This window comes from Dactylosporangium siamense (assembly GCF_016862795.1).
Taxonomy (GTDB): domain Bacteria; phylum Actinomycetota; class Actinomycetes; order Mycobacteriales; family Micromonosporaceae; genus Dactylosporangium; species Dactylosporangium siamense.
On record NZ_BONQ01000024.1, the window covers coordinates 118,546 to 131,940 of the forward strand.

Annotated in this window: 7 protein-coding genes; 4 read left to right on the forward strand and 3 right to left on the reverse strand. The window is 72.4% G+C overall.

From position 1 onward, the window contains the following. Window positions 1-55: 55 nt before the first annotated feature. Window positions 56-760 carry a hypothetical protein gene (locus tag Dsi01nite_RS07520; protein ID WP_203845299.1) on the reverse strand — a complete coding sequence of 235 codons (705 nt, stop codon included), beginning with the start codon at window positions 758-760 and terminating at the stop codon, window positions 56-58. Between the two features lie 242 nt (window positions 761-1,002). Between Dsi01nite_RS07520 and Dsi01nite_RS07525 the strand changes: the two genes are divergently transcribed. Beyond that, entirely contained in the window at window positions 1,003-3,006 is a 2,004-nt protein-coding gene (locus Dsi01nite_RS07525; protein ID WP_203845300.1) for a family 43 glycosylhydrolase, read from the forward strand. Here Dsi01nite_RS07525 and Dsi01nite_RS07530 read toward each other — a convergent pair. Further along, on the reverse strand, window positions 3,003-4,151 hold the full coding sequence (locus Dsi01nite_RS07530) for an acyl-CoA dehydrogenase family protein (protein ID WP_203845301.1): 1,149 nt from the start codon (window positions 4,149-4,151) through the stop codon (window positions 3,003-3,005). The two genes, Dsi01nite_RS07525 and Dsi01nite_RS07530, sit on opposite strands and share 4 nt — an antisense overlap. Before the next feature lie 196 nt (window positions 4,152-4,347). Between Dsi01nite_RS07530 and Dsi01nite_RS07535 the strand changes: the two genes are divergently transcribed. The 3 genes from Dsi01nite_RS07535 (at window position 4,348) to Dsi01nite_RS07545 (ending at window position 11,570) form a co-directional block, all read left to right on the forward strand. Further along, on the forward strand, window positions 4,348-5,769 hold the full coding sequence (locus tag Dsi01nite_RS07535; RefSeq protein WP_203845302.1) for a UDP-glucose dehydrogenase family protein: 1,422 nt from the start codon (window positions 4,348-4,350) through the stop codon (window positions 5,767-5,769). A gap of 135 nt (window positions 5,770-5,904) precedes the next feature. Continuing rightward, window positions 5,905-11,163 (forward strand): SCO7613 C-terminal domain-containing membrane protein, encoded by a 5,259-nt coding sequence (locus tag Dsi01nite_RS07540; RefSeq protein ID WP_203845303.1) that lies wholly within the window; start codon window positions 5,905-5,907, stop codon window positions 11,161-11,163. Window positions 11,164-11,186: 23 nt separating this feature from the next. Beyond that, complete coding sequence (locus tag Dsi01nite_RS07545) at window positions 11,187-11,570, forward strand: hypothetical protein (RefSeq protein WP_203845304.1); 384 nt, start codon at window positions 11,187-11,189, stop codon at window positions 11,568-11,570. Between the two features lie 12 nt (window positions 11,571-11,582). Here Dsi01nite_RS07545 and Dsi01nite_RS07550 read toward each other — a convergent pair whose 3' ends face one another. After that, window positions 11,583-13,247: a GDSL-type esterase/lipase family protein gene (locus Dsi01nite_RS07550; protein ID WP_203845305.1), complete on the reverse strand. Its 1,665-nt coding sequence runs from the start codon at window positions 13,245-13,247 to the stop codon at window positions 11,583-11,585. Between the last annotated feature and the right edge of the window lie 148 nt (window positions 13,248-13,395).

A 13,395-nucleotide genomic window follows, 5' to 3' on the forward strand; every position in this document is an offset into this window, starting at 1 on the left:
TGATCGATGGGCTGAGGTTTAGGGAGTGCCACCGTTACCGCTCTCGCGCGGCTGGTCAGCCCATCGTTGTGTGAACGAACGCCACCACGTCGTCGGTGGACAGGCCGATCAGGCGGGCCCGGTGGGTGGCCATGAGCAGGAGGTGCGCGACCATCCGCTCCCGCTGCTCCAGGCTGCCTGCCCACTCCCACAACTGCTCGAAGCCCAAGTCGTCCGCCTCGATGCCGTGCTCATCACGGAGTTGCGCGACCAGTGCCGCAACGGCGGCGAGCCGGCTCGGACCTGACCGCACACACCGTAGCGCCGGCATCCCACCGAGGTCGGCGAACCGGCACCCGTCAGGTGGTGCCGCCGCCAGCGCGGCGACCCGGCCGGATTCGACAGGCCCGGTGCACAGCAGGTCGAAGACATACAGCGGCGCACCCGCACCGTTCACCAGGCGGACGTCAAGTTCTTCGGCGGTAAACCAGTCGATCCCCAGCTTCCGCTGCAGCAACTGGCGGCATTCGAAGTCGGCCAGCCGCGGATCGGCGACCGTCGCCTGCCCGACCTTCGGCACGTCGATGGTCCATCCGTCGTCCGCGCCGTGAGCCAGGGTCGCCGAGATGGTTTCCACGCCCGCAGCGTAGCGGGAACAACGCAGCTGGTAGAACCGTCGGACCGGTTCGGCGTGAGATCGCGTGGACAGGCGCCCAAGGACAACAAGCTCAAGATATTGCGGATTCGACGCTGGCCGGGTGCGGGCCGAGCTTCGTCGCACCCTTCGGCTTCTTTGTTGGTGTGGGACTTGTCGGTGACGCTGACGAAGACCCGGTTGCCGAGTGGAGCTCCGTCCTCCGACCACGGACCCGCGGCCAGCCCGGCCGTTTCTTCCCCGCCGCTCGGCGCGTACCCCTGCGGGACATTGACGGGGTGGCGACGATTCCTTAGCGTTGACGCATCGAGCGTTCTTGAAACGATTCAACCCAGCGAATGATCCCGGCCGCCACCGTGGAGGTTTCCATGTCCGTTCGCCGCTTCGCCCTGGCCATAGCCGCCGGCGTCCTAGTCCTGTCCGGTGCCGCCCTCGCCCTGCCGTCGCCCGCGCTGGCCGCGCACACCACGACGATCGTCAACTTCGACAGCAACGGCAACCAGGTCACCCGGTACGACACGGCAGGCAACGCCGTCGACGCGCACGACGGTGACCTGGCGCTGTTCGGCGGCGTGTACTACCTGTACGGCACCTCATACGACTGCGGCTACGCGCTCAACACCAACGGCACACCGTTCTGCGGGTTCAAGGTGTACAGCTCGCCGGACCTGGTGCACTGGACCGATCGCGGGCCGCTGTTCGACGCCTCGACCGCGCTGTGGCAGGGCCGGTGCGCGCCGCCGCGCTTCGGCTGCTACCGGCCACACGTGGTGCGCAACGCGGCGACCGGGCAGTACGTGCTGTGGGTCAACGGCTACGACAACCCGAGCGGCTACCGCGTCCTCACCTCCACCGACCCGGCCGGGCCGTTCACGGAGGTCGCCGAGCCGACGCTCGCCGTGCAGGGCACCGGCGCCGGGTTCAACAACGGCGACCATGACCTGTTCGTCGACGACGACGGCACCGGGTACATCGCCTACACCGACATCCGCGGCGCCGGCGCCGGCAGCCACGACCAGATCATCGAGCGGCTCGACGCCACGTACACGACCGGGACCGGCGCCTACACCCGACTGGGGTCGACGCACACCGAAGCGCCGTCACTGTTCAAGCGCGGTGGCGTCTACTACTACGTCTACGGACCGACCTGCGCGTACTGCACCGGCACGCAGACCTGGTACAAGCGCGCCACCGCACCGCTGGGCACCTGGACCGCGCCGATGAGCATCAACGCCAACTCCTGCGGCGGCCAGCCGTCGTTCGTGGCGGCGATCCCCACCAGCACCGGCACCGAGTACCTCTACGGCAGCGACCTGTGGAACGGCCAGAACAACGAGGCGCTCGCCAACTTCCACTGGGCACCGCTGAGCTTCGCCGGCGACGGCTCGATCTCCCCCTTCGCCTGCAGCAACAGCGTGACCCTGACGCTGACGACGGGCGCGGCCGGTGCGCAGCTGGTACCAGCGGACCGTGACTCCACCGGAGGAGTGGACGGTTACCGCACCTGGTGCGACATCTCGGCCTCGCTGCTGCGCCGGACACAGAGTTTCGTGGCCACCCGCACCGGAACGCTGACGAGTGCCTCGTACACCACCTTCCAACGCGGCCCGGTCAACGCCGGCCTGACCATCAGCATCGTGACGGCGAGCGGCAGCCCGTTGTACACCACCACGGTCCCCGCATCGGACATCGGCTGGGCACCGCGCAACGTCACCATCTCACCGGACGTGGCGGTGACCGCCGGTACCCGGTACGGCATCCGCGTCACCTCGGCCACCACGACCGGCTGCTACGGCCTCACCTACAACGATGCGGCCCCGTACCCGAGCGGCGGCGAGTCGTACAGCACCGACGGCGTCACCTGGATCCCGGAGACCAACCGGACGTCCAAGTTCGAGACCACCATCGGCGCGACCAACCTCGCCGGCCCGGCCGCCCGCTCCGCGAGCAGCAGCGCCGAGGCGTCGGGCTGGACACTGGCGGCGGTGAACGACGGCCAGCGCACCTCGACACCGACATCGATGGGCTGGTCGTCGAACAACAACCTCGGCGTCAACCACGCCGAGTGGCTGCAACTCGACCTGGGCACCGCCCGCGCCGTCAACCGCGTCGACCTGTTCGCGCGCAGCGACGCTGGGAACGCCGGCCAGGGCTTCCCGGTCACGCTCCGGGTCGAGGTGTCGGCCAACGGCCAGACCTGGGCACCAGCGCTGATCCGTACGGGCCTGGCGGTCCCCGGCACCGGTGCGCAGCGGTTCACGTTCGGCGCGCAGGGCGCCCGCTACATCCGGGTCGTCGGCACCAGCCTGCGCAACACGAACCCGAACGACCCGACGTACCGGATGCAGTTCGCGGAGATCGAGGTGTACTAGCCGTTGAGCAGCTGTCTTGCCATCACGATCCGCTGCACTTGGTTCGTGCCCTCGTAGATCTGGGTGATCTTGGCGTCGCGCATCATGCGCTCGAGCGGGAAGTCCTTCGTGTAGCCGTAGCCGCCCAGCAGCTGCACCGCGTCGGTGGTGATCTGCATCGCGGCGTCGGAGGCGAAGCACTTCGCGGCCGCGCCGAAGTAGGTGAGGTCCTTGTCACCGCGCTCGGACTTGCCCGCGGCGGCGTAGGTGAGCTGGCGGGCGGCCTCGAGCTTCATGCCCATCTCGGCGAGCATGAACTGGATGCCCTGGAAGTCGGCGATCGCCTTGCCGAACTGCCGGCGCTCCTGCACGTAGCCGAGGGCGAAGTCCAGGGCGCCCTGGGCGATGCCGAGGGCCTGGGCGGCGATCGTCACCCGGGTGTGGTCCAGGGTCTGCATGGCGGTGCCGAAGCCGGTGCCCGGCTCGCCGATGATGCGGTCCGCGGGGATGCGGACGTTGTCGAGGTACACCTCGCGGGTGGGGGAGCCCTTGATGCCGAGCTTCTTCTCCGGCGCGCCGAAGCTGACGCCCTCGTCGGACCGCTCGACCACGAAGGCGGAGATGCCGCGGGAGCGGGCGGCCGGGTCGGTGACGGCGAACACGGTGTAGTACTCGCTGACCCCGGCGTTGGTGATCCAGCGCTTGACGCCGTTGAGGACCCAGGTGTCCCCATCCAGCTGAGCGCGGGTCTTCATGCCGGCCGCGTCGCTGCCGGCGTCGGGCTCGGACAGGCAGTAGGAGAACATGGCGTCGCCGGCGGCCACCGCGGGCAGATACCGCTGCTTCAGTGCGGCCGAGGCGGCCAGCAGCAGCGGCATGGTGCCGAGCTTGTTGACCGCGGGGATCAGCGACGAGGACGCGCAGGCCCGGGCGACCTCCTCGATGACGATGGCGGTCGCGAGGGCGTCGGCGCCGGCGCCACCGTACTCCTCGGGGATGTGCGGGGCGTGGAAGTCGGACGCCCGCAGCGCGTCGTAGGAGGCCTGCGGGAACTCGCTGTTCTCGTCGGCCGCGGCGGCGTTCGGTGCGACCTTGCCGTCACACACCGCACGCACCGCCTCACGGATCGCGACATGCTCCTCAGGCAGCTGATAGACCTCGAACACCGACGCCCCCTCGAAGAAAAGATCCTGAACCGCCGTTCAGGGGGTGAGCATACCGACGAGTAACCAAGGAGCTGAACGCGCGGTCGGCGGGGAGGGACTACTCTCGCCGGAGCAACGTCGGCAACACCCAGCCCTATACGCCACAAATGTCCAAAATGATGGCATTTGCGGAAACGGGAAGAGCGGAGATACAGGCGTGACCATCGCGTACCCGAGCACCCCACCCGTAGCAGCCGCGCCCTCCGGCGCACCGCGCCCGCGGCTGACCTTTCTCGGCACCGGCTATCTTGGCGCGACCTACGCCATCTGCTTCGCCGAGCTCGGTTACGAGGTGCTCGGCTTCGACGTCGACGAGGCGAAGATCGCCAAGCTGGCCGGCGGTGACGTGCCGATCCACGAACCCGGCCTTGACGAGCTGCTCCGGAAGAACCTGTCGGCCGGCCGGCTGCGCTTCACCACCTCGTGGGAGGAGGTCGCCGAGTTCGGTGACGTCCACTTCATCTGTGTGGGCACCCCGCAGCGCCCCGACGGCATGGCCGCCGACCTCTCCCACGTCGAGAGCGCCGTCACCAACCTCGCGCCGCTGCTCAAGCGCAAGGCGCTGATCGCCGGCAAGTCGACCGTCCCGGTCGGCACCGCCGAGTGGATCGAGCAGCTGGTGCGCCGCCACACCCCCGCCGAGCTCGGCGTCGAGGTCGCGTGGAGCCCCGAGTTCCTGCAGGAGGGCGTCGCCGTCGAGGACGTGCTGCGCCCTAACCGGATCATCTTCGGCGTGAAGAGCGAGTGGGCCACCGGCATGCTCTACGCCGCCCACAAGGGCGTGTTCGACCTGGCGCTCACCGAGGACCGCGAGGTCCCCGTCGTCGTCACCGACTTCGCCACCGCCGAGCTGGTCAAGGTCGCCGCCAACGCCTTCCTCGCCACCAAGATCTCCTTCATCAACGCGATGGCCGAGGTCTGCGAGGCCGCCGGCGCCGATGTGACGCAGCTCGCCCGGTCGATCGGCTACGACGCCCGGATCGGCAACAAGTTCCTCCGCGCCGGCGTCGGCTTCGGCGGTGGCTGCCTGCCCAAGGACATCCGCGCGTTCCAGGCCCGCGCCCAGGAGCTCGGCGTCGGCGAGGCGCTGCGGTTCCTGCACGAGGTCGACCTGATCAACCAGCGCCGCCGGCAGAAGATCGTGCAGCTGTCCGCCGAGCTGCTCGGCCGCGGCTACGGCCCGGCCGGCCCGGACCTGGCCGGCACCCGGATCACCGTGCTCGGCGCCACCTTCAAGCCCAACTCCGACGACGTGCGCGACTCGCCGGCCCTGTCGGTGGTGCGCAAGCTGTCCCGCTCCGGCGCCGACGTCACGGTCTACGACCCGGAGGGCATGGACAACGCCCGCAACGACGTCGACGACGTGACCTACGCCAAGACCCTCACCGACGCCGTCAGCGGCGCGGACCTGGTCTGCGTGCTGACGGAGTGGGAGGAGTTCCGCAACACGGACCCCAACGCGCTCAACGAGCTCGTCGCCGCCCGGCGGGTCATCGACGGGCGAAACTGCCTCGACCAGTCCGTGTGGGTCGCCGCCGGCTGGGAGTACCGCGGCATGGGCAAGCCCACCGTCGCTTAAACGACGGAATCTCCCGAACGGGCGCTTCGCTTTCGCGACACGTCGAAACAAGGCATTCTTCCCAGTAGGGCGTGAACAGCCGGGGGTGGCCGCACACGCGGTCACCCCCGGCTGCGGCCCGGGGGGAGGAGTCGCGTGGAGACGTATCCGTGCCCGGCGTGCGGTGGCCCGGCCAGTGAGGCCACCGGCTGCCGTGATTGCGGCCGCCCGCACGACCCCGACGCCGCCGCGCTCGCCCTGTTCCAGCGCACCGTCGCGTCACTGGAACAGAAGAAACGCGACCTGACCGACGACAGCCAGAAGCTGCGCCGCCAGCTCGCCCACGCCTCCGCGCAGCGCGACTCGCTGCGCCGCAAGGTCCGCCAGTCCATCGACCAGGAGCAGACCGGCCGCACCCGGCGCCCCCGGCTCGGTCGCGGGCCGAAGATCGAGAGCACCCCGCCCGCCGCGCGGCAGACCCAAGAGCCAAGAACGCAAGAGCAGCAGGTGTACTCCCCGCGAGCGCCACAGGAGCAGGAACCGGCCCTGACCGGGTCCGCGCCGGACCACCGGCCGGTGATGGCGCCGCCACGGCGGACGGCACAGCGGGCGCTGCCGCAGATGCGCCGCCCGCCGGGCGGATCCGGCCCGCACGGGCCGGTCGACGAGCCCGAGGCGACCACCTCCAGCATGCAGGCGTCGGTCCTCGCGCTCGGCGGTCTGCTCCTCGCCGGCGCCGCGATCGTGCTCACCACCGACGCGTTCGGCTCGATCGGCACCGTCGGGCGGGTCGTGCTGCTCGCCCTCATCACCGCCGGTGCCCTCGCACTGCCGTTGATGCTGGTCCGGCGCGGCCTCACCGCCACCGCGGAGACCGTGGCGTCGGTCGCGCTGCTGCTCGTCCTGCTCGACGGCTACGTCCTGCGCTCCGAGGGGCTGCTCGGCGTCGACCGGCTCGAGACCACGCTGTACATGGGCATCGTCTGCGCCGCCACGGCCGGCATCGCGGCCGTGTACAGCATGCAGAGCCACCTCATCGCCTCGCGGTACGCGACCCTCATCGCCCTGCAGCCGGTCCTGCCGCTGATCGCCTACGACGTCATCCGCGGCCCGGCCGGCTGGTCCCTCGCCCTGTCCGGGGTCGCCCTCATCGACCTCGCGTTCGGCATCGCCCTCGGCCAGACCGTCCGACGCCGTCTCGAGCAGCGCGAGCCCACCCCGGTCATCGGGCCGGACGGGCAGCAGCACCCGGCCGGCGCCGAGCCGACGCACACCCCGCAGACCGACCGGTTCGCCGACACCCTCATGCGGGACGCGGCCTGGGTGCTGTTCGCGATCACGTTCGGCGCGGCCCTGGTCTGCGCCGCCGGCGCCCTCGCCACCACCGAGGCCCTCGGCGAGACCGTCCGCGCCGCCGCGGTCACCCTGGTCGCCGCCGCGATCGGTGTCGCCGGCTCGCTGAACTGGCGCCGCGGCGCCGTGCCCGACATCGCCGCCGGCATCGCCACCATCGCCGTCATCGCCGCGTTCGCCAGGGTGGGCGCCGTCGCGTTCCCCGGCTCCACCCTGGTGTTCCTCGCCCTCGCCGTGGCGCTCGCGGCGGTCGGCGTGCCGCTCCTGCCCGGCGACGCCCGCCGGGGTCCCCGCTACGCGGTCTCCGTCGCGACCGCCGCCACCACCCTGCAGCTGGTCGTCACGGTCCTGCCGGCGCTCGCCGCCCCGCTGAAGGCGGCGTGGCCGGTGTGGAACGCGGATCTCACGGCGTACCGCGCGGCCGTCGACACCGCCGTCGGTCCCGACGGCTGGCAGTCCGTCGTCGCGGTGCTGCTGCTGACCGCCGCGGGCATCCTCATGCTCAGCGGGCGCACCGAGCCGGTCGACGTGCCGCTCGGCTCCGGTTCGTGGCCCGGTGCCCGCCTCGGCGCCGCGTTCGGTCGCGGGCCCGCCACCGACGAGCGGCGACCCACCCCGCCGCCCGGCCTGTGGCCCGGCCCGCTGGGCGGCGCGCAGACCGGCCCGCACACCGGCGTCTGGGACGACCCCCGGCCGGAGTCGCCGCCGCCGGTCAACCGGCCCGGCGGGCCCGGCGCCGCGACCGGCACCCGCGACGGTGCCAACCGGTCCGGCGCGGTCGTCACCGTGCCGCCCCCGGAGCGGTTCCGGGCCGACGTCGCGGTCATCGGCGCCGCCCTGACGCTGCTCGTCGCGCCCGCCGCGTTCGGCCTGAGCTGGCTGATGATCCCCGCCCTCGCGGTCGCCGGCGCGGTCATCGTCGGCGCGCTCGCGATGCGGGTCCCCGAGGCCCACACCGCCTGGGTCTGCCTCGGCGCGGCCCTGGTTCTCGGCCTCTACGCGGCCGCTGCCAGCCTCGCCCGGCCGTCCGCGACCGCCCTGACCCTCGTCGTCATCTCCGCGGCCGGCGCCGGCATCGCGCTGCTGCCACGGCCGCACCGCACCGACGTGAACGGCGACTTCGTCACCCGCAGGGTGTCCGACGCCGCCGCCGGCGGTGCCCTGTTCGCACTGCCCGGTGCCGCCGCGGCCGGTGCCGCGATCCTCTTCGGCGACCTGCCCGGCGGCGCGACCGTCGTGTTGGTGATGACCTTCCTCGCGCTCGCCGTGACCCTCGGGTACGCCGCCATCACCCAGGTCGCCCGGGGTGCGCAGAGCCCGCCGCTGCTGATCGGCGCGACCGCCGGCGCCGTCGCGGTCGCGATCGCCGTCCTGCGCTCCGGCGGCGCCACCACCATCGACCTGGTGATCGGCCTGCTGATGCTGATCGCCGCGCTGATGCTGTGGGTCGCGCCGCGGATGGACGACCGGCAGACGTTCGGCGCGGACATCACCGGCGCCGACGCCGCGGCCGCCGCCGTGACCATCGCCGGGATCGGCGCCGTGGCCAGGGCCGTGTCGCTCGCCTCCGACGGCATCGAGGTGGTGACCCTCGCGCTGCTGGTGTTCGCGGTCGCGGTCGCCGCCCGCAGCCTGCCCGACGAGTGGCGCCGCGGCCCGGTCGCCGGCGCCGCCACCGTCGGCGCCTGCACGGGCGTCTACGCGGGGACCATGTCCGTCATCGGCGCCGTCGGGGTGATCCGCGCCGCCGACCCGCCGTGGCGCGCGGTGCTCGACGAGCGCTGGCTGGTCAACGCGCAGCAGCTCGCCACGTACGGCTGGCAGGTCCCGATCGCGTTGCTGCTGCTCGCCGGGGCGGCCGCGATCGCGCTGCCGCAGCCCTACGGCGACGACACCGCATCCGCGGCGGCCGCCCTCGCCGCCATCGGCGCGCCCGTCGGCCTCGGCCTCGGCTGGCAGACCCCGATGGTCGTCGGCTGGATCGCCGCCACCGGGATCGGCGCCTGGGCCGCGACCGCGAGAAGCTGGCGCGCCGCCTACACCCGGCTCGCCGCGGCCCTCATCGCCGGCATGTTCGCCGCCGGCGCGAGCCTGGTCCGGCCCGGCGCGACCGCCGGCACCCTGGTCGCGCTCGCCGTCAGCGGCGTGTGCGTGGCCGGCCTCGCCAGGGCCATCGCGATCCGCCGGGGCAACCCCCTCGACGGCCCGCTCACCTTCGTCGGCGGGTCGGGCGTCGCCGCCACCCTGTTCGCGCTGGCCGGTGCCGCCGCGGCGGCCGCCGGCGGCCTGCACCCCGACCGGACCAGCACCGTCCTCATCGCCGCGCTCGCGACCAGCGCCGTCGGCCTCGCCGCCGCCGCGACCGGCGCCCAGCAGGCGCCGGGCTACCTGCCGTACGTGACCGTCGGCGTCGCCGGCGGCGCGACCACCACGGCCGTCGTCGCGCTGATCGTCCAGCGGGACGGCGCGGTCGTGTACGCCGCAGCGGCGGCCCTGCTCGGCGTCCTCGCGGAACTGCTGCGGGTCACCTGGCAGCGCAGCGTCGAGTGGGTCCCGTCCTCCGGGTTCCGGCCCGACAACTCCGGTGCGCCCGCCGGTCGCTGGCGGCAGGTCCGGGCGCCCCGCGGATACACCCTCGGGGTCGCTGCGGCGGCCGGGGTGCCCGCCCTCATCGTCGTGGTGTTCGTGGCGCCGTCGGTGTACGCGGCGCTCGCCGGGCCGTACAAGTGGATCCAGAAACCGTGGACGGGCACCGCGCAGACCGCGTCGGACCTCGGCGAGCTCGGCCGCTTCGCGGGCAACGGCACCCACGTGCTCGCGGCCGCACTGCTCACCATCGCCGGTGCGCTGATGGCGGTCGGTCTCGGCGGCACCGGCCAGGCCGTGGCCAGCCGCGCCGTCGCGATCGTCGTGCCGAGCGGTGCGCTGACCCTGCTCATCGCCCCGGCCGCACTGCACGCGTCGTGGCCGTGGCAGCCGACCGCGGCGCTGCTGGTCGCCACGATCGCCGGTCTCGGCCTGGCCCTGACGGTGCCGCCGGAGGCCGACAGCTCCGACGGCCGGATGCTCATCAACGCCCGCCGGCTGGTCTTCGTCATCGCCGTGCTGGCCGCCGGTGCCGGCGGCGCGGGCAGCCTCGCCACGAAGCAGCAGACCCTGACGTGGCTGGCCGGTTCGGTCGTCGTCGGCGCGGTCGCCGGCATCTGGGGACGCACGCCCAACGGCCGGATGCTCGGCTGGCACGTGGCCGGGTCGACCGCGCAGGGCTTCGCCCTCGCCGCCGGGCTCGCCGCCGGCCTACCGCTGCGCCAGTGCGCGTTTCCGCTGCTGATCGTCGCGACGATGCTGCTCGTGCTCGGCGCCGCGCTGCCGAGGCTGCGGCCCGGCAACAGCATCAACCGGGAGGCGATGACGATCGAGGCGGCCGGCTACGCCGGTGCGGTCATCGCGGTCCTGCTCACCCTCGGCTCCGCCGCGCACACCGCGGCCGCCCTCACGGCCCTGGGCGCGGTCCTCGGCCTGTCCGCCGCCCGCAAGGGTCGCAGCGGCCAGCAACGGGTCGTGCTCATCATCGCGGCCTCGGTCGCCGAGCTGATCGCGATCTGGCTGCTGCTCATCACGGTCAAGGTCGCCGTGATCGAGGCGTACACGCTGCCGTTCGCGGTCCTGGCGCTCATCACCGGCCTGCTGGAGATCCGCCGGCGCCCGGAGCTGGGCAGCTGGCTCGCGTACGGCCCGGCGCTGGTCGCCGGGTTCGCGCCGAGCCTCGCCCTCGCGGTCGCCAACGAGGACTCCCCGCAGTTGCGCCGCGTCCTGCTGATCCTCGGCGGGGTCGTCACCGTCGCGATCGGCGCGGTCCGGCAGCAGAAGGCCCCGGTCGCGGTCGGCTCCGCGGTGACGATCATCGCCACCGTCAACGAGCTGCTGCGCATCGGCCTGCCCGTGTGGATGCTGCTGCTCCTCTTCGGCGGCACCGGCCTGCTGCTCATCGCGCTCGGCGCCACGTATGAGCAGCGCCAGCGCCTCGACCGCCTGCGTGGGGTGTATCGCGGCATGCGCTGAGGCCGTGCGTAATATCGATAGGTGTGGTTGCAAAGCTGGTGTACGACACGCCCGACTTCACCTACACGATCCATGTGGCCGGCTGCGGCGAGCTGCGCCGCGGCGGCCGGCTGCGGGCCTGGCGCGAGGACGACGGCGGCCTGCTGGCCCTGCTGACGGTCGCCGGATCCGACCTGGACGACGAGGCGGGGGTCGTCGCCGACCAGGTCCGGCTCCAGCTCGTCGGCGAGCGGGTCGACGTCGTGGCATACGAGCCGAGCTGGTGGGGCGACGGCTGCACCTACCTGCGCGCCGTCGCCGGGACCAGGTGGGAGCCGCTCGACCCGAAGGTGCTGTGCGACCGGGTCGGCCCGTCGTTCGTCATCGACGACGAGGCCGACACCAGTCCCGGCTACGGCGGTCCCTGACGTCTTTTGGCGTCAGGCGCCCTCGATCTCGAGTTCGTAGATGCGAGTGGCCGCATCGGTCGTCTGCGTCGGGGTGGTCACCACCAGGCGCACATAGCGGGCGGTGGTCGGGTTCACCCGGTGGCTGGTCACCCCGTCGCTGTTGGCGGTCACGGTCACCGCGGTCGTCCACGTCGTGGCGTCGGCGCTGACCTGGATGGAGAAGGCACGGGTGTTCAGCGCCTGCGCCTCGCCGCCGGCGGACGCGTGCCGGACCACGAACCTCCGCAGCGTGCGGCTCGCGCCGAGGTCGACCTGCAGGGACGCGCCGGCGGCACCGCTGCACCACTTGCTGTTGCCGGTGGTCACGCCGTCGGTGGCCTTCGCCGGGGACTCGGCGGCGACGCAGCCGGCGCTGCCGGTGACGGCGGCGCCCCGGGCCAGGTTGATGCCCGGATACGCGCCGCCCTCGTCCGTGACGGCGATGTCGTCGACGTACCCGCGGAACGGCCCGGTGCCCGTCGGCCGGTCGAAGCCGACGTCGACGCGGGTGACGGTGCGCCCGGCCAGGGCGCCGAGGTTGACCCGGACCAGGTTCCACTGGTTGAGCACCAGGTGGCCGCCCTCGCCCTGCAGCTGCGGGTGGGCGCGGACCCCGAACTGGTCGACGGCGCCGGAGTCGCGCAGCGCCGAGCCGTCGCTGAACTGCAGGTCGACGCCGACGAACGTGCCGGTCGCCTGCTGCGGGTAGATCCAGTACGACAGCACGCTGGACGGCCCGATCGGCAGGTCCGCGGCGAAGATCCGCTGGTAGGAGTAGGACTGGGTGGCGGAGTTGTCGCTGCCGGAGTACATCAGCGCGCTGGTGCCGCTGTGGGCCAACTCGGCCCGGGGCGAGGACTCCATCGCGGTCAGCGCGCAGCAGTAGCCGCCGACGCCGATGGCCGCCCCGGCGCTGTCCAGCCAGGTCGGTGCGGTGTCGCCGGTCTCGAACGACGAGCGCAGCAGGGGCCAGTCGCGGCCGTCGCCGAGGACCGCCTCCAGCGCGGTGTACCAGCGCACGGCCATCTTCGCGTAGCCGGAGTCGTTCGGGTGCAGCGTGTCGTTGAGGTCCGATGCGGCGAGCGTCGAAAGATCGACAAGCTTGGCTCTGGTACCACGGGAGCCCACGATGCCTGGGACGGCCGCGTTGAAGGCGTTGATGCGTGCCTGGATGGTGGCGTCGAGCGCGGGCACGATCTTCGCGACCAGGACGGTGGCGGTGGGGCGGGCCGCGAGGATCTGGTCGATGAGCCCGCCGAGCCGCTGCGGTGCCGTGCCCACCTGGTAGTTCTGGTTCATGTCGTTGGTGCCGATGTGCAGGAGCACCACGTCGGGCTGATACGTGCCGAGCCAGCCGTCGATGTTCGCCGCGATCTGGTCGATCCGCCAGCCGGAGTGCCCCTCGTTGTCGGTGTCCGGCAGCGAGCCGGACCGTTGTGAGCCGACGAAGTCCACGGCGTATCCGGCCGCGCCGACCAGGCGGTTGTAGAGCGGGGCCCGGTAGCTGGAGGTGGTCGGGCTGCCCTCGCCCCAGGTGATCGAGTCGCCGAGCGGCATGATCTTGATCGGCCGGGTGGTGACGGCGGCCTCGGCGGGGGTGGCCACCGCGGCGATCGCGATGAGGCAGCCCACGAGGGCGGCGGCGAGCTTTTGCAACGCGGGTGCTCCTCCGGTGCCGGACATTGACGATTGTGGCGAGTGTGTCGGCGCCGCCCGGTTGTGTCAAGAGTTGACAGAACTCGTTGTGTGGAGGATCGTCGATGAAAACCGGATGGCGGTCCGGGCCACGATTCCCTGGGAGGGA